Origin of the sequence: Hydrogenophaga sp. Root209, assembly GCF_001428625.1 — a bacterium.
GTDB lineage: Bacteria > Pseudomonadota > Gammaproteobacteria > Burkholderiales > Burkholderiaceae_C > Hydrogenophaga.
In genome coordinates this window covers 224,235-241,365 of record NZ_LMIE01000012.1, presented here as the reverse complement: position 1 = coordinate 241,365, position 17,131 = coordinate 224,235, and the positions used below count along the sequence as shown (strand labels likewise).

The 17,131-nt window shown below is 67.2% G+C and carries 11 protein-coding genes and 1 tRNA gene; 8 read left to right on the top strand and 4 right to left on the bottom strand.

Annotation, left to right across the window (positions count from 1 at the left end; all coding sequences use genetic code 11):
* The first annotated feature begins 5 nt into the window (after positions 1-5).
* The 7 genes from ASE11_RS09930 (at position 6) to ASE11_RS09895 (ending at position 9,206) form a co-directional block, all read left to right on the top strand.
* Positions 6-4,529, top strand: a complete 4,524-nt coding sequence (locus ASE11_RS09930; RefSeq protein WP_056269926.1) for an ESPR-type extended signal peptide-containing protein — start codon at positions 6-8, stop codon at positions 4,527-4,529.
* Between the two features lie 2 nt (positions 4,530-4,531).
* Positions 4,532-5,098, top strand: coding sequence for a DUF1911 domain-containing protein (locus ASE11_RS25305; RefSeq protein WP_235501243.1), 567 nt, complete (start codon positions 4,532-4,534; stop codon positions 5,096-5,098).
* Positions 5,085-6,131 (top strand): hemagglutinin repeat-containing protein, encoded by a 1,047-nt coding sequence (locus tag ASE11_RS09915; protein WP_156406293.1) that lies wholly within the window; start codon positions 5,085-5,087, stop codon positions 6,129-6,131. Before ASE11_RS25305 ends, ASE11_RS09915 begins: the two co-directional genes overlap by 14 nt.
* Entirely contained in the window at positions 6,067-7,104 is a 1,038-nt protein-coding gene (locus ASE11_RS26270) for a DNA/RNA non-specific endonuclease (RefSeq protein WP_414842439.1), read from the top strand. The genes ASE11_RS09915 and ASE11_RS26270 overlap by 65 nt, the downstream gene beginning before the upstream one ends.
* Before the next feature lie 9 nt (positions 7,105-7,113).
* Positions 7,114-8,022 (top strand): DUF6882 domain-containing protein, encoded by a 909-nt coding sequence (locus tag ASE11_RS09905; RefSeq protein ID WP_156406292.1) that lies wholly within the window; start codon positions 7,114-7,116, stop codon positions 8,020-8,022.
* A complete protein-coding gene (locus ASE11_RS09900) occupies positions 8,019-8,570 on the top strand; it encodes a hypothetical protein (RefSeq protein ID WP_056269906.1) in 552 nt (183 codons plus the stop codon). Before ASE11_RS09905 ends, ASE11_RS09900 begins: the two co-directional genes overlap by 4 nt.
* 75 nt (positions 8,571-8,645) lie before the next feature.
* Positions 8,646-9,206 (top strand): hypothetical protein, encoded by a 561-nt coding sequence (locus ASE11_RS09895; RefSeq protein WP_056269903.1) that lies wholly within the window; start codon positions 8,646-8,648, stop codon positions 9,204-9,206.
* Between the two features lie 67 nt (positions 9,207-9,273).
* Here the strand turns inward: ASE11_RS09895 and ASE11_RS09890 are convergent.
* A tRNA-Arg gene (locus ASE11_RS09890) sits at positions 9,274-9,348 on the bottom strand.
* Positions 9,339-10,310 carry a LysR family transcriptional regulator gene (locus tag ASE11_RS09885; RefSeq protein WP_056270670.1) on the bottom strand — a complete coding sequence of 324 codons (972 nt, stop codon included), beginning with the start codon at positions 10,308-10,310 and terminating at the stop codon, positions 9,339-9,341. The genes ASE11_RS09890 and ASE11_RS09885 overlap by 10 nt, the downstream gene beginning before the upstream one ends.
* Positions 10,311-10,440: 130 nt before the next feature.
* Here ASE11_RS09885 and ASE11_RS09880 point away from each other — a divergent pair, with 130 nt between their 5' ends.
* A complete protein-coding gene (locus ASE11_RS09880; protein ID WP_056269899.1) occupies positions 10,441-11,064 on the top strand; it encodes an FMN-dependent NADH-azoreductase in 624 nt (207 codons plus the stop codon).
* A gap of 3 nt (positions 11,065-11,067) precedes the next feature.
* On the opposite strand, the gene ASE11_RS09875 is transcribed toward ASE11_RS09880, so the two are convergent.
* Positions 11,068-15,183, bottom strand: coding sequence for a translocation/assembly module TamB domain-containing protein (locus ASE11_RS09875; RefSeq protein WP_056269896.1), 4,116 nt, complete (start codon positions 15,181-15,183; stop codon positions 11,068-11,070).
* Positions 15,184-15,194: 11 nt separating this feature from the next.
* Positions 15,195-17,129 (bottom strand): autotransporter assembly complex protein TamA, encoded by a 1,935-nt coding sequence (locus ASE11_RS09870; protein ID WP_082585649.1) that lies wholly within the window; start codon positions 17,127-17,129, stop codon positions 15,195-15,197.
* Positions 17,130-17,131 lie beyond the last annotated feature (2 nt).

Here is a 17,131-nt window from a genome sequence, read left to right as displayed (position 1 = left end):
TTCCCATGAACAAGAACCGTCACCGCATCATCTTCAACGCCGCACGGGGCCATCGCATGGTGGCGGCGGAAACGGCCGGTGCCCACGGCGGGGCTGCTGCGGGCGAGGCCGCGTCCGGCTCCACCAGGTCGCCGTTTGCAGATGCCGCCATCGCGCGTTCGCTGACGGCTTTGGCGGTTCTGTTGCTGTGCTCCCCCGCGTACCCACAGATCGTCGCCGACCCGAGCGCCCCGAGCAACCAGCGCCCCACCATCCTGCAGACCGCCAACGGCTTGCCGCAGGTCAACATCCAGACACCCTCCGCCGCAGGCGTTTCACGAAACACCTACAGCCGCTTCGACGTTCAGTCCTTCGGGGCCATCCTCAACAACAGCCGCACCAACGCGAGCACGCAGCTCGGTGGTCACATCGCCTTGGAAGACCAAGGAATCGGTGGAGCTGGCCACCCTGGAATGGGTGTCTTGGTCGCCAACCCGGCGGGCATCCAGGTCAACGGCGGCGGGTTCATCAACGCCTCGGGCGTGACGCTGACCACAGGCACTGCCGTGATGAACAGCGGCCACCTCGACGCCTTCCGCGTGCAGGGCGGCACGGTCCACATCGAAGGCCTGGGTCTGGACGCCAGCACCGCCGACTACACCACGATTCTCACGCGGGCCATGCAGGTCAATGCCGGTGTGTGGGCCAAGGACCTCACGGTTGTCACGGGCCACAACCAAGTCACCGCGCTGGCCACTGGCGCTGACGCACAGGCCGCCGCCATCGCAGGAACAGGTGCGGCGCCCATCTTCATGCTCGACGTGGGCGCGCTGGGCGGCATGTACGCCGGCAAGATTCACCTGGTCGGCACCGAGGCGGGCCTGGGCGTGAACAACCGGGGATCGCTGATCGCCCACGAAGGCACCTGGGTGCTCAAGACCGATGGATCGCTCGTGAACACCGGCAAGGTCCAGGCCAAAGGCGACCTGTCCATCCAGACCCTGGGCGCCATCAGCAACACGGGCGATGGTTCTCCTGCAAGTGCCCTCATCAGCAGCCAGGGCCATGCCAGCATCGCCGCCGGCACCACCGTCTCCAACACCGCTCAAGCCGAAATCGCCGCCAGCGGCACGCTCACCGTGAGCGCAGGCGGCGCGCTGGACAACACAACAGGCACGCTGGCCGCCAGCCAGAGTGCCACGGTCACCAGCGCCGCGCTGAACAACGACAGGGGATTGATCCATGCCGGCGGTGCGCTCACGCTCACCACGGGCGACCTGCACAACACCGCCGGCTCCATCGGCTCCGTTGGGGCACTGCTGGCCACCGTGGGCCAGACCAACAACACCGATGGCGAAATCCTCAGCGCGGGCACACTGGATCTGACCACCCAGGGCACGCTGGCCAATGTGCGCGGCCGCCTGCAAGCCGTGGGCAGCAGCACCATCGACACCCAGGGCGCCAGGCTGGACAACACGGCCGGGCGCATCGCCTCGCAGGCCAACCTCACGCTGAACACGGGCGAGCTCGTCAACGATGCGCAGGCCGCCCGGGCGGGTCTGATCGGCAGCAACGGCGACCTCACCATCCATGCAGGCGCCACCACCAATGGGGCCGACGGTGCCACCCAGTCCAACATCTGGTCCGCGCAAAGCGCGAACATCTCGGCCACCAGCTTCACCAACGCGGGTGTGCTCTCTGGCAGCAACATCAGCCTGGACACCACCGCTGACATCACCAACGCGATCGGCGCCAGCATGGAGGCCAGCGGTGATCTGCGGATCACCACCACCGCCTTGCTCAGCAACGCCGGCCAACTCATCGCCAACCAGAGCCTGACCCTCACCGCCAGGGACATCGGCAACACCGGCACCCTGGAGGCGACCCACCAGACGCTGGAGGCCACCGACAGCTTCACCAACGCCGCAGGCGCCAGCATCACCGCCTCAGACAGCATCGCCATCGGCGCCCACACCTTCAACAACCGGGGCCTTGTGAATGCCAACGAAACATCTGGTCCCGCCGCCCCCAGCCTCGTCCACATCCAGGCGACCACGCTCAACAACACAGGGGCCGGTGCCATCTTCGGCGACAAGATCGCGATGGCCGCCACCACCCTGAACAACCGACCCGAGGCAGGCGGCACCACCGCCCCGGTCATTGCCGCCCGCCAACAGATCGACCTCGGCGTGCAGACCCTGAACAACGAAGACGGTGCGCTCATTTACAGCGGCGGCGACATGGCCATCGCAGGCAGCCTGGACGCCGCGCTCGCGGCCGCGGGCCAAGCCCAGACGATCAACAACCTGAGCGCAGACATCGAAGCCGTGGACGACCTGCGCATCGCCACCCAGACACTCACCAACGAACGGCGCAACGTGTCCGTGAGCCAGGTCAAGGTGTCCGAGCAAACCGCCGAACTGGGCATGCCCTCGTGGTGGGTGAATGGCCACAACCGATTCTTCGACACGCCGATCGAGACCACTTCCAACTACACCCCCCATCAGTTCTACCTGGTCAATCCCGCCAGCATCCTGAGCGACACGCAACTGGTGACGCCGGACGGCACCGTTGTGCGCCGAATCGAAGTCACGCTGGATCCCACGGATTCGATCTACCACGCAGCAGCAGGTGGCTATGCCGCGAACTACGGTGTGCGCGAGCGCGTCACCGTGGGCAGCCCCACCACCGTGGTGCTGTACGCCCGGGTGCGGCAGGACGGCGTGGCCAACCCCGACCAGGTCGCCGGCACGGTCGACCCCTTTGCCGGCTACACAACCAGTGTCACCTCCTGGCAGCGCGACACGCTGAGCTACTCCGGCGCCTACGGCCGCTGCACCACCAACTGCACGATGCTGGTCGTGGAGCCCGGCTACAACGATCCCCAGAGCACCATCGTGCGCGCAACGCACCGCAATCTGAACGGAACTCACGAAGGCATCGAGCTCACCCGCACCGCCCGCCAGAGCGTCTTTGAAGACCGGCTCAACCCAGGCGCAGGCGCCCCCGCGTCGATCCGCTCCGGCGCCAACATGCGGCTGGAAATCACCAGCGCACTGACCAACCGGTACGCCGACATCCAGGCGGGCGCCGTGCTGGACATGCAGGCCGCTGGCGCTGCTGTGGTCAACGTGGGCCAGACCCTCAAGCGCACCCACCGCTTTCTGAACACCACGCACACCTGGCAGCTGGGCTCGTACGACTGGACCAACCCGGACATCAACGAAGTCATCGGCCAGGTGGGGGGCACGCTCTCGGGCGCGCAGCAACTCAGCATCACCGCCCAGAGCCTGAGCAACACCGATCTGGCGCGCAGCACCGGGCTGCCCACCTCTGGCCTGGGTTTCCTGGGCGTCTCGTTGCCCAGCGCCACCGCGCCGTTCACCGTGCCCAACAACGCGCTGTTCCAGCCGGCCAGCCCGGGCAGCAACTACCTGATCGAGAGCGACCCCCGCTTCACCGACTACCGCCAATGGCTGGGCAGCGACTACATGTTCGCCGCTCTGGGCAGCGACCCCAACGCGCTCCAGAAACGCCTGGGCGACGGCTTCTACGAGCAAAAGCTCGTCCGCGAGCAGGTGGGCCAGCTCACCGGTCGGCGCTTTCTTGAAGGCCATGCCAGCGACGAGGCGCAGTTCCAGGCCCTCATGGACGCCGGCATTGCCTACGCCCAGGCGCACCAACTCGTGCCTGGCGTGGCGCTCTCCGCCGAGCAGATGGCCCTGCTCACCACCGACCTGGTCTGGCTGGTGGAGCGAGAAGTGGTGCTGCCCGATGGCAGCAAGACCAAAGCCCTGGTGCCGCAGGTGTATGTGCGCCAGGTGCCCCAGGGCGACTTTGAGGCCAGTGGCGCGCTGCTGGCGGGCAACAGCGTCTCGTTGCAGATCGCCGAAGACCTGGTCAACGCCGGTGGGCGCATCGAAGGCGGCGTGGTCGTGGCCCAGGCCGGGCGCGACCTCAGCAACATCGGCGGGCTGATGCAGGCGCGCAGCGAACTGCTGGCGTCAGCCGGGCGCAACGTCACCATCAGCAGCCCCACCCACACCACCAGCTTCAGCGGGCAGTACGTCAACCAGAGCCGCACGGAGTTGGCCGGCGTGGGGACCATGCGGGTGGGCAACACCAACGGCGCCAAGCTCGGCATTGAAGCCGGAGGCAACGTGGACCCGGCCAAGGCCATGGTTGCGGCCATGCTCAACGAGCAGATGTTGCCGGTGCTGGAGGAATACCTCAATAGCCAGGGCATCACGGCGACCGACCCCAAGACCAAGGCGGAGTTCAAGGCTTTGATGGAAGCGGGTTCGGCGCTGCTTGGCGCGGCATTCGATGCGGCACACATCGCGCATACCGCCACCGTCAACAACTACTTGAAGCACACTGATGTCCAGAAGCTTGAAGAAAAACTCAAGGCATGTGGTGACAACACAGCCTGTCGCGATCAAGCGTTCGACGAGGCCTACCGCACGAGCCTTGCCAATGACATCGAGTTGCTGAACTGCCAAAGCACGAACAGCTGCGACGTGCTCAAAGCCGAGTATCGACAAGGATAGGCTTGGCGCTAGCGCTGGAGATTTCGGATGAGTATTGGCAACGCCTGCTGGCACTCATCGGCAACGAGGGGGAAGACGAACTGCTCGATCGGATCATTGCCAGCCGCTGCCCGGGACGACGTATCGGCATCAAACTCTGCCACCCTAAGCCGTATCAGCGACTGCTCGATACCATCAATGCCGCTCCAGATCAACAGCCCAGGTTGTTGGCTGACTTTGTACGGCATTGGTACGAAGAACTCAACCGTCCGCCCAAACCCGGTCTATCCGAGATGACGGCCATGTACGACCGACCCTACTGGTACACCTATGGCAACAAGGGCCTACATGACAGCGGCTACTTTGGCCGCTGGTGTATCGAAGCCGTGGCGGTGGTCAAAGCCTTCGGGTTGGATGACAGCGTGTGCCTTGGGCACGAACACTATCCCGGCGACCTGCTGAGGCCCAGCGGACCGAGCACGCACCTTTTGCGCGACACGGAAACCCAACCTCAAGCTGCGCAAAGCAAATCACCGATCGCGCCTGCGCCCCGCCCCGGCCTCTGGTCCCGACTGCTTGGCAAGCGGTGAATCCCAGTTCCAGGCCCTGATGGACTCGGGCCTGGACTACGTCCAGGCGTGGAACCTGACCGGCAGCGACGTGCTGGCACTGACCGGTGACATCGACATCCAGGCCCGAGAAGTCGACATCACCGAGGCCAGAGAAACCCGCAGCAGCACCAGCCAGCAGAGCAGCAAAAGCACCGTGCTCGGCGCCACGCCACGCAACGCGCTGGTCGACGCCATCAAGGGTGCCAAGACCACGCTCGACACGGCCCAGGCCACGGCGCAGACCGGCAACAGCCGGGTGCAGGCCCTGGGAGCCGCCGCCACGGCGCTCAGCGCCTACAACACGGCCAACCAGGTGGCCGAGCTGGTGGCTGCCCCAGAGAAGATCGCCAGCATCACCATCGACTTCAATCTGGGCAGCAACAAGAGCCGCAGCGAAAGCACCGAGACGGTGAACAGCGGGCGCGGCAGCACGGTGGCCGCCGCAGGCGACGTGCGCATCGTGGCCAAGGGCGCGGGCACCGACAGCGACATCCTCATCCGCGGCAGCGACGTGAGCGCGGGCCAGGACGCCACGCTCAAGGCCGACGGCGATGTGCGACTCGAATCCAGCCAGGACCGCACCACCCTGCACAGCACGAACAACAGCAGTGGCGCGAGCATCGGCGTGGGGGTGAGCTTTGGTGCTTCCAACGGCATCACCTTCAACGCCTCGGCCAACAAGGCCCGGGGCAACGCCGACGGGCAGGACGCCATCCAGCGCAACACGCACATCGTGGCCGGCAACACCGCGCGCATCGAATCGGGCGCCGACACCACGCTGGCCGGGGCCAGCGTCACGGGCAAGACGGTGCAGGCCGAGGTGGGTGGCAGTTTGAACATCGAGAGCCGCCAGGACACCAGCACCTTCACCAGCGATCAGCAAAGCTCGGGCTTCGGCTTGAGCCATCAAGGCACTGGACGAGCTCGACCAGAGGCGCGACCGGGAATTGGCAGCGGTCTGTCAGGTGCCCAGCTCCAACGCCTGCCAAAGCAAGCAGCAGGAGGTACGTGACTTCGCGGCTGAGCTGGTAAAAGTGGGCGCGGTGGACGTGATCTTGAGCGTCGACGGTAAACACACGCTGGGCCAGGCCGTGGACACCTTGGACAGAGGCCGGTTGTTGATCGAGACCGGCAAAGGTACCGTGGTCTCCATTGCGCAGGGGTATGGGGATCTGCTCGACACCCTGGTGGATGCGGCCAAGGATCCAGCGGGTGCAGCAGCGCAGCTCCAGCAAGAGGCCCAGCAAATCAAGGAAGCCGTGGAGTGGGCGGCGCAGAACCCGGAGAAGTACGACGAGATCGTTGCGAAGGCCGAACAGCGGCTGCGGGACGATCTGGCAGCCGCCATTGCCTCGGGAGACGAGGCTGCGGTGGGCGCATTGCTGGGCTCACTCGCGGCCAACTTCACGCCAGACCCCACCAGAAAAGCACAGAGCGCGCTCAAGGTGCTCGACGAGATCACGCTGGCGAAGAAGGCCGATGAGGTGGCCAAGCGCGCCGACGTGGACAAAGTCGTCTCCTTGCCCGTGGGCAGCAAGAACAACTGGGACAAGACCGCCAACGGACAACTGGAGCCCAAGACCGCGTACCTGCTGGACAACGGTCACACCTACCTGACCGATACCAACGGACGGGTGAAGGAGGTGGGGGCGGAGCGCAACGGGGCCAAGATGGACCGCAACGGCTATCAACAGGGCTGCGTGGGCAAGTGCGGGGAAGCGGGTGACGAGGGCGGGCACCTGATCGCGGCGGCATTGGGCGGTGCGGGCGATAGGATCAATATCGTGCCTCAGGCTTCCACGCTGAACCGGGGTGACTGGAGAGCGATGGAGCGCGAGTTTGCTCAGGCGCTCAAAGAAGGGAAGACGGTGAGTATGAAGATCGAGGTGGGATATCCAGCGGGTGGTGGTGAGCGCCCCAGCGTATTTCGAGTGATTTCTGTCATCAACGGACGAGCTCAAGCACCGAAGATTTTTAACCAATAGGAGATGGGCATGCAGACAGTCGAAGAAGCATTCCGGTCAATTGCAGATGAGCTACTAGAGTTTGTGTCTGAGGACGCTTGGGTGTCTGCTTGCTCTCGCACTTCAATCTACAACCGAATGACCACGACGAGTTACTTGCGTCAGTCGAAAACTGGTTCTGTTGAGAACGATAGATTTCCATCGCTGGAAACCGCAAGTTTCGCCTCGCGCGCCATACTTTCCCTCCGAGACTACATCCTCCAAACCACAGGCCGACGCATCTGGGGCCTGACCTTCACCCTGTACCCCGACGGCAAATTCAACGTCGAATACGACTACAACAAGCCGCCAGACTACGAGGAAGACGATGACGACGTCGCCGCGACCAGTGAAGCCACCCCCGTGGCCAACCTGCTTGGCGGACTGCTCGGCAATGCAGTGCGTGGCGCATCCGAAGATCAAACCCCGGAATCCCAGCGCCTCTTCGAAGCGCTGACCTTGCTGCAACGCCAAACCGCGGAACACAGCGCCAACTGGGGTCTGGGCAGCGAGACCAACTGGAACCTCGACATAAACGAGGGCTGGCTGAGTTGGACTTTGGGCGACGGCCGTGTGGTGCAGGCCGCCGTGCAAGTGGTGGGCACCTACAACACGAAGAACAACAGCTTCATGTTGGGATGGGATCACCCCTCGGTGCCCGAGCCACTCAGGCGGGCTGCCCAACAAGTGCACACGCTCGGCCAGGAACTCGGCATCCACCGATGGACGACCCGAAGCGTGGACTGCACCGAAGACGAGGCATGGCAGTTCACGGCCTTGGCTGCGCAGCAAGACGGCGCTTCAGGTGCCTATCGGGGTGATGCCAACGGCACCTGGGTGTACATGAGCTTTGGCGAACCATCAATTGACGGTAACCCCGCAAAGGATCAGCGGCCATGAAGACATCACAAACCTTGTCTGCCATCGCAATGGCATTGATTCTTGCCGGCTGCGCCAGCGATCCCATACGCAACTACAGCATGAACGAAGAAGACGCGTCCTTGTCCATGCGCTCCAGTGGCGGCGTCACGGTTCAGTATTCGCTCAGTTCCGAGGCGGGGACCTGTGGTGGCTTCGAATACGTCGGGCTTGTCAGCGAATCCACCTACGGTCTACCCAGCTCATGGCTTTCGAGCATGCCCGAGAGAATCCGCATGCAAGCCAGGGAGGCCCGGATTTCCATCAACACAGAATTGCGCATCAAGGGCTATGCAAGAGCCGATCGGGGCGACGCGAGTTGCGGACCATTGGTTGCCAGCTTTCAGCCGGAGGCACGAAAAGCCTACGCGGTTGAATTCAAATGGCTGGACAAAGGTTGTGGCATGGTCGTGAGAGAGGTCACTGATGCGGACAACCCAAAGCCCGTGCCAGCGAAACTGCGAGTCTGTCCGAATCCAGCCAGCGCGGCGAGTCTTTTCCTTTCCAAGGATGGATACGTCACTCGGTGAGACGATTGATCTTCGCCATCAACGACGAAGGCCCCAGCGCATCCGTCATAACGAAACTACCTTCAAGAGAAATCCATGAATACCAGAAAGCACGTCATCGTCATCGCCGCATTGGCAGCCACCATGCTCACCGCCTGCGGCTCGCGCGGCCCCACCGTCGCTGAACCAGCGCAGCCGGAGCCGACGGCCAGCGCCCGCAACACGGTGATACTGCCCGTCATCACCTATGGCAAGACAGCCAGCGGCCTGCAGCTGAGCAAGGGCGACGATGCATGCGACGTTCCCACTTCGCTGGCGCAAGCCATCCAGGAACAGTTGGAGGCGCCGTACAAATTCTCCGTGCCGACGCCATCGACCAATGTGATCGGTGCACCGACCCTGCGCATCCAGATCACGGACATCCTGGCCAACGCCGGTGGGCTCTACGGCGGCCCAAAGATCGTGCAACTGCGTGGCACTCTGGAGCGCGATGGCGTTGCGCCCGTGCACTTCAACGCGCAGCGCCAGTCGTTCCTTCACTTCGGCCTGCCTCGCAGCACTTGCAACATGGTCGGACGGGTGACGTATGCATTGGGGGGTGACATCGCCACGTGGCTGGGAGAACCGGTGGACGGTGCGAAGCTGGGAGAGCTGTAAAGGGCTCGGCCCGACAGGTCGCTGGCACGTGCCTTGCGCTGAGCAGGAGCGGTCAGCCTGCAAGGCCTGGTGCGGCCAGTAGGAATCGAACCTACATCTGGCCCTTAGGAGGGGCCCGTTCTATCCATTGAACTATGGCCGCGAAAGCGAGCCCGCATTGTACGGGGGCTGTTCTGAGCGAGCGGCGGCCGGCAGGCGCAGCACATTGCCACACACGGGCACGTATTCGCCCAGGAAATCGAGAAAGCTGCGCACGGCCGGAGTCAGGCCACGGCGCGAGGGAAACACCGCGTGCACCACGCCCACCTGTGTGGACCAGTCGGGCAGCAGGCGCACCAGCCGGCCGTCACGCAGCTCGTCCTCGCACATGTAGTCGGGCAGCCAGCACATGCCGGTGCCGCCGAGCACAGCGAGCTTGAGGGTGAGCAGGTCGTCGGCGATGAAGCGGGGGCGGTACTGCAGCACGGCCTCGCGGCCTTCGGCGTTGGTCAGGCGCACGCTGACCAGTCCATCCGCGGCCGACATCGCGACGCTGTCGAGCCGGCCCGCCTCCTCCAGCGTGGTGGGCGTGCCCTGGCGCGCGAGCAGGGCCGGGCTGGCCACGAGCACCGAGCGCGCCGCGTCCAGCCGCTTGACGACGAGGCTGCCACTCTCCTCCAGCGTGAGGCGCACGCGCAGCGCCACGTCCACGCCGTCCTTCACGAGGTCGACCACGCGGTTGTTCACTTCCATTTCCACGCGCACCTGCGGGTGGCGCGCGAGGTAGATCGGCATGACGTCGGCCAGCACGGTCTGCGCCAGGGTGACGGGGCACACCACGCGGATGGTGCCGCGCGGTTCGGTCTGCGCATGGGCCACGGCGTCGGCCGCGGCCTGGGCCGATTCGCGCAGCGCCTGGCAGTGGCGCAGGTAGGTTTCGCCCACGTCGGTCAGGGAGAGCTTGCGCGTGGTGCGCTGGAGCAGGCGCACGCCGAGTTGGGCCTCCAGCCCGGCGACGCGGCGCGACAGGCGCGACTTGGGCAGGCCCAGCGCCCGGCCCGCCGCGGCAAAGCCGCCGCGCTCGACCACTTCGGCGAAATACAGCATGTCGTTGAGGTCTTGCATGGAAATGGGCTTTGATTGTCCTGTTGGTGGAACGGTCTGGCGTGATTTTGCCGGCTTATCAAACATTCGGTCGGAAATCAGAATCTATCCATCGCCACTCGCGTGGTAACCCCTTTCTCTGGAGCCCCTCATGCAACTGCTGCACATCGATTCCGCCATCACCGGCGACCAGTCCGTTTCCCGCCAGCTCACCGCCCGCACCGTGGCCGCCTGGGTGGCCACCCACCCCGGCACGCAGGTGCAACACCTCGATCTGGCCGCCGACGTGGTGCCCCATCTGAGCGCCGACGCGCTGGGTTTCCGCACTGGCCAAGCCGCCACCACCGAGGTGCAGCGCCGTGAAAACGCGTTGTCCGAAGCGCTGGTGAGCCAGTTCCTCGCGGCCGACGTGGTCGTGATCGGCGCGCCGCTCTACAACTTCACCATCCCGACCCAGCTCAAGGCCTGGATCGACCGCATTGCCCAGGCCGGCCGCACCTTCACCTACACCGACAAGGGCCCGAAAGGTCTGGCGGGCGGCAAGACGGTGATCGTGGCGCTGACGCGCGGCGGTGTGTATTCCACCAGCGAAGGTGGCCGCGCCATGGAACACCAGGAGAGCTACCTGCAGACCGTGATGGGTTTCATCGGCATCACCGACGTGCGCTTCGTGCGCGCCGAGGGCGTGGCCATGGGCCCGGATGCCAAGGCCCAGGCGCTGACGACGGCCGAGGGCGAGATCGCCAGCCACACGGCCGAGGCCGCGCTGGCCTGAAGGTCAGTCGTACTGGATCGTAAAAATGAGGTCGAGCGCGTTCTCTTCGCCAGCGCGCGCTCGCACCGTCAGGCGGCGTGACACGTCGTAGAAGATGCTCACCGTGCCCAGCGCACCGGCCAGGCTGCGTTCGTAGCTGAGGTACAGGTTGTTGGACAGGCGCTTGCCCAGCGTGAGCGCCGCCGAAGCGGCTGAGCCGTCGGCGTTGGTGGCGCTGCCGCCAATCGAGAGTTCGTCCAGACCGAGGGCACTGGCCAGGCCGCCATCCAGCCGCCCGTCGCGTCCCGCCAGCAGGGCGAGCGCGGCTTGCTGCAGCACGGCGGCCTCGGCCCCGGCGCCGCTGGCCGGGCGGCCGAGCACCAGCCAGGCCAGTTTTTCGCTGTCGGGCAGTTCGGGGTCGGAGAACAGGCGCACGCGCGGCGTCTGCGCGGTGCCGCTGATCTGCACGCCCACGCGCTGGCTGGTGTTGGGGCGCACGGCCGTGATGTCCAGCGTGGGGTTGTCGTACGGCCCGGTGAAGCGCAGCACGCCGTTTTCAATCGTGAGTTGCTGTCCGTAGGCGCGGTACGAACCGCGCACGGTGCGCACGTCGCCAAGCACGCGCGGCGTGGGCAGCTCGGGTGTGCTGCGCACGTTGATCTGCCCGGCCAGCCGCGTCTGAAGGCCCTGGCCACTCACCTGGAAATCGTCGCCGAGGTCGATGTCGACCAACACGTCGGGCCGCACGCGGAACGCGCCCGGCGTCTCCAGCGCGGTCTCGGTGCCACGCACCACCACGTCGGCGCCCAGGCTCGGGGTGGATTCGTCGGGCAGCACGAAGAGGGCGGAATCGGCCAGGAGCCGGCCACGGATCTGCAGCGCCGTGCCCACCAGCTCGGCCTGCAACTGGCCCGACAGCGTGAGGCGCCGGTCGGCGCGTGAGGACACGCGCAGCTTGGTGGCGGTTGCCTGCAGGTTGATGTAGGGCTGGCGCTGGCTCACGCCGTCCACCGTGACGCGTCGGAACTCGGTGGTGCCGCTGGCCAGCAGCGTGCCACCCGCCTCGGCGCCACCGCGGCCCTGCAAATAGAAGCGCTCGATGGTGACGCGCTCGCCCGCCAGCGTGGCGCGCAGTTCGCCGCGCGAGAACGAGATGCCGTTCACGATGGAGCGCAGGGCGAGCTGGTCGGCCTGCAGCGTGCCGTTCCACAGGGGGTTGGCGCGCGTACCGCTGAGCGTGGCGCTGGCGGCCAGCGTGCCGCGCACGCGCCAGCCCGGTGGCGCCAGCGCCGACCACACGCCCACCTGGGGCAGGCTGGCCGTGATGGTGCCGCGCAGGGGCGCGTCTGCCGCCCAGTGCCAGGCCGTCTGGTCGCCACCCGGTGGGCTCAGTGTGGTGCCGAGGTCGGCACTGGCCTGGCCCAGGCGCTCGCTGTCCCAGCGCAGGCTGGCCTGCACGTTGGCGCCTTGTGTGGTCACGCTCAGGCGCGCCTCCTTCACGCCGGTCTGCAGGCGCTGGGTGGAGGTGGTGTTTTGTTCGAACGCCCCGTCGGTCTGCACCGACAGGTCGCCACTGCGGCGTTGCAGCTGGGCGTTCAGCCGCGGTGGTGTGGCGGCATCGGCGGGCAGGAAGAAGTCCCAGCTGCCGTCGAACACCACGTCGCCGCCCAGACCTGCCTGGCTCAGCGCACCGCTGCGCGCGCCTTCGGCGGTGGTGAGTGCGTCGATCCACGACAGCGGCAGGCCGGTGAGCTGGCCGCGCGTGAGCAGCGCGCCTTGTTGCCAGCTGAGCTGCTCCCAGGCCAGGGTCATGGGGCTGGTGGTGGCCGCCGCCGTTGTGGATGAGGCCGCCGGTGCGCCGCCCGCGCGGTTGCTGAACGTGGGTTGCAGGCGCAGCTGGCCGGCGTCGGCCTGCAGGTTGATGGCGCTGCGCGCGTTTTGCCAGCGCAGGCCGAGCGCGGCGACGGTCTGCAGCGCCCAGACGACCACGCGGTCCTTGCGCGCGCTGTCGGTGGCGCGCAGCTGCAGGCGGGTCAGGTCCAGCCGCCCGCTGTCGATGTCGGGCTTTTGAGCGCTGCCGAGTTGCAGCCTGCCCTGGGTGTCCAGCGTGCCGCGCCAGGGGCCTTGTTCGGCCTGGCCGGTGGCGGTGATGTTGAGCTGGTGCGGCTGCCCGCTGGCTTGCAGGTTCAGGTCGGCCAGGCTCAGAGTCTGCAACGTGCCCACCACCGCGTCGGCGCCGGTGGCCGGGTCGGCCGCCCGCGCCGCTGTGCCGCGTGTGATGGCCAGGCGCGGCGTCTGCAGACGGGCCTGCACGCGCGGCGGCGCGGCGGCGGTGGCGCCGGTCACCGGCGCGGGGTAGCCGAGCACGCCCAGGCCACCGTCCCATGTCGCGCCGAGGCGGGCGCTGCCCTCGATCTGCAGGCCGGGCTGGGCCTCGAGTTGCGCGCGCAGCAGCGGGCCGACCACGGGCAGGGTCTGCAGGCTGCGCACCCAGGCGAGCACGCGCGAGGCGTCGTCCAGCGCCAGGTTCAACTCGCCCTTGCCCTGCGCATGGGCCACGCGGCCTTGCACTTCGCCCTGGGCGCCGGGCAGCTGGAACGCAAGTTGGCCTTCAAAGCTGCGCGCGCCCACGTCGAGCTTTCCCTGGCCGTCCAGCGTGGCATCGGCCAGGCCGGCGCTGAGCTTGCGCAAGTCGAGCACGCCAAGTGCAGGGTTGGCGGGTGTGGGCGTCCAGCGGCCTTGCAGGTTCAGGTCGCGCAGGCGCAGGCCGGCGAGCTGGCCTGCCTTGGGCTGGGTGCCCGAAGGCTTCACCACGGCGTTGATGTCGATCGCCGGGTTGGCCGATTCGACGTTCACCGCGCGCACGGAAGCGGTGCCGTCGAGCGCGGCCGGCGCGATGCTGCTCCACAGCGCGGCGGGGTTGATGCGGCTGGCGGTGAGTTCGCCCTGAAAGTCGCCCAGGGGCGAGGCCGCCGGCTCGCGCCAGCCTTGGCCCCTCAGGCGGCCGCCGCCGAGCTGGGCGTCCAGATTGGTGAGCGTCCAGCGCGTGCCGCGCTGCTCCAGATCGGCCTGCAGGCTTTGCAGCGGCAAGCGCTGCTTGTCGGCGGGGCCGGGCACGGCGTTGGTCAGGCGCACCTCGGCGTGCCAGGCTTCGCCCTCGGGTTGTGCCGTCACGGTGCCGCTGAGTTCGGTGACCGGGGCCTGAGGCCAGAGTGTGGCGAGGTTGAGCCGGTTCATGCGGGCATTGACCGATTCGATGGGCTGGCTCATCCACGGGCGGATGCGCGCGGTGGCGTCGAGCACGGGCGTGTCGGTGGCGCTCGCTGCGCTGGTGGTCAGGCTGGCAGTGGCATCCAGTGCCGCGTCCGATTCGGCGAGCTGGCCGGTGATCTTGGCGATGGCCTTGAGCACCAGGTCTTCGCCGCCGGGCACGGTGGCCTTCACCTCGCCCCGCGCGTCCACCCGCAACGGCATCGGTGCCTGTGCGCCCATCACGGCCTGGATCTGGTAGAGCCCGCCAGCCACTTGCAAGTTCTCCAGATCCAGCTGGTGGGCGTCGGCCACGCCGAGCTTCCACACGCTGTCGACCGGGCGATAGCGGTACTGGCCTTTGAGGCCACTGAGCGAGACCTCCTGGTTGCCGTCGAGCACCAGCTCGCCCACCGACCACGGCAGGGTGACGGCCATGGGCAGGGTGATGGGCTGCAGCGGCTCCACCGGGGTGGGTGGACGGCGGTCGGTGATCTGCAGGCGGCCGATGTCGAATTGCGAGAGGCGCAGGCCGCGCGCGAGCAGGGCGTCGAGCCAGAAGCGGTTGTCCAGCGCGATGCGCACGCTGGTGGCCTGCACGGTGAGTTCGTCGCGCTGCCATTGCAGGCGCCCGATCTCGCCGCCGTTGCGCAGGCTGCCCTGAACCTCGGCCACGCTCAGCGTGCCCGCGCTCGGCCCCTGGTTTGCCATGTAGGACTGGCCCCAGCCGATGGCCCGCGCCAGCGACCCCGCCGTGCCGGCCCACACCCAGACGGCGATGGCCACCGACAGCACCAGGCCGAGCAGCCCCACAGGCAACCAGAGCGCGATCCGGTGCCAAGCGCTGCGCTTGCGCCGCAGGTTGGGCTTGGGATCGGACTCGTCGTTCATGGCGCCAACCGTCAGAAGGTGAAGCCGACGTTGAGGTGCAGGCGCAGTCGCTTGGTCTCCAGGCCGTAGCCCAGGTCGAGCTGCAGCGGACCCACCGGGCTGTTGTAGCGCACGCCGGTGCCCACGCCCCACAGGGGTTTGAGGTCACCCGCGCGGTTGGCCACGGCGCCGCCGTCGATGAAGAGCACGCTCTCCACCGGCGAGCGGCCGTTGGCGTTGAAGATGGGGCGTTGCCATTCCAGGCTCACCACGCCCTTGTAGCGCCCGGGCAGCACGCTGCCGTCGGCCTGGCGCACGCCGATGTCGCGCAGACCGTAGCCGCGCACCGTGGCGTCCCCGCCGGTGAGGAAGAGCTGGGTGTCGGGAATGGCGGCACTGCGTTTGGCGAGCACCGCGCCGCCCTCAAGGCGCAGCGCCAGGCGGCCCAGGTTGGTGCGGTTGCTCGACGGGTTCACCACGCGTGCTTCACCCACTTTCGGCTCGGGTGGCGGCGAGCGGTCGCCCAGCGGCCAGTAGCCCAGCCAGCGCGCCTGCGTGCGCGTGAAGGGCAGGCGGGTCGTGCCCAGCGTGTAGCCCACGCCCAGCTCCACCGCCAGCCCATAGCCCGAATTGGGCGAGATCGGGTCGTCAAACCGGCGGCGCGTCCAGGCGTAGTTGGCGGTGATCGAGGAGTTGGCCTCGGCCGTGCGCAAGGTCTGCGTGGCTTCGTTGAAGACGCTCGCGCGGTCGTACTGCAAATAAAAGCTGCGGTCGTATTCGATGCCGACCTGCGACTGGCCAGCGCGCAGCCGCTGGCTGGTGGTGATGTTGAAGTCGTCCTGCTCCTGCAGCAGGCGCCCGCCGGCGATCCAGCGCCAGCCGTCGTTGTTCGGCGGGGAGCTCCAGTCGGTGCTGGCGAGCTGGTCCACGCGCTCGACCTTGAGCACGCTCACGGCGCGCCAGTTGATGCCGGGCACGCTGTGGTGCGTGTGCTCGATCGACAGGCGCGCGCCGCTGTCGGTGCTGCCGCCCACACCGAGCACCAGCTTCTGGCGCAGGCTCTCGCGCAGTTGCACCTTCACCGGCAAGGACGCGCCGTCCATGCTCGGCTCCACGAACACGAAGGCCGAGTCGTAGTAGCCGCTTTCGATCAGGCGCTGCTGCGCGGTCTGCAACCGGGCCAGGTCGTAGTCGCTGCCGGGCACCACACCCGACAGGCGCACCAGACGCTCCACCGTGGTCTTGTCGTAGCGTTCGGCTCCCTCCACCACCACCTCGCCCATGCGCATGGCGCGGCCGGAATCGAGCTCGATGTAGAGGTTGGCCTGGCGGTTGTCGGCGTCGATGTCGGCCAGGCTGTTCTGGATCCGTCCCGCGGGGTAGCGCCGCGCGATCAGGGCGCGCAGGGCCGCGTCCTTGGTGCGGTCCCAGTCGCTCTGCGAAAACGGCAGGCCCTGCATCACCCGCACCTGGCGCTGGATGGTCTCGCGCTGTTCGGCGGCTTCGGGCGCGGTGGCGATGTCGCCGGCGGCCGTGTCGGCGGCCTCGGTCAAGGCGGGCGGTCCGATCACATCCACCAGTGGCGAAAAGTAACCCAGCGTGGCGAGCAGCTCGCGCAGGTTGGCGGGCGCGGCGGCCAGCAGGCGGGCGAGTTCGTTGGCATCGAGGTTGCGCAGCAGCCGAAAGCGCTGCAGTTCGATGTGGCGCAGCAGGAATTCGCGCACCTCGTCGGGCGCCTGCAGGTCGATCTCGAAGCGGGGCGCGGCCGGCGGGCGGGGTGTGCGCGAGCGCTCGCGCGGGGTGCTCGCGCCGGCAGCCGGTGTTGGCACGTCCGCGTCAGCCGGTTCCTCGGGCACGTCCACCGCCTGTGCCCACGCGGCCTGCGGCAGCACGAGCGGCCACAGGGCGGCTGCGCAAAGCAGGAGAGACCTCACCCAGCGGATGGAGTCCGGAACTGAACATTTCATGC

Excerpts from the sequence above, each read along its gene's own strand:
- ASE11_RS09930 (WP_056269926.1), top strand. The coding sequence starts at position 6 with ATGAACAAGAACCGTCACCGCATCATCTTCAACGCCGCACGGGGCCAT.
- ASE11_RS09905 (WP_156406292.1), top strand. The coding sequence starts at position 7,114 with ATGCAGACAGTCGAAGAAGCATTCCGGTCAATTGCAGATGAGCTACTA.
- ASE11_RS09900 (WP_056269906.1), top strand. The coding sequence starts at position 8,019 with ATGAAGACATCACAAACCTTGTCTGCCATCGCAATGGCATTGATTCTT.
- ASE11_RS09895 (WP_056269903.1), top strand. The coding sequence starts at position 8,646 with ATGAATACCAGAAAGCACGTCATCGTCATCGCCGCATTGGCAGCCACC.
- ASE11_RS09885 (WP_056270670.1), bottom strand. The coding sequence starts at position 10,310 with ATGCAAGACCTCAACGACATGCTGTATTTCGCCGAAGTGGTCGAGCGC.
- ASE11_RS09880 (WP_056269899.1), top strand. The coding sequence starts at position 10,441 with ATGCAACTGCTGCACATCGATTCCGCCATCACCGGCGACCAGTCCGTT.
- ASE11_RS09875 (WP_056269896.1), bottom strand. The coding sequence starts at position 15,183 with ATGAACGACGAGTCCGATCCCAAGCCCAACCTGCGGCGCAAGCGCAGC.
- ASE11_RS09870 (WP_082585649.1), bottom strand. The coding sequence starts at position 17,129 with ATGAAATGTTCAGTTCCGGACTCCATCCGCTGGGTGAGGTCTCTCCTG.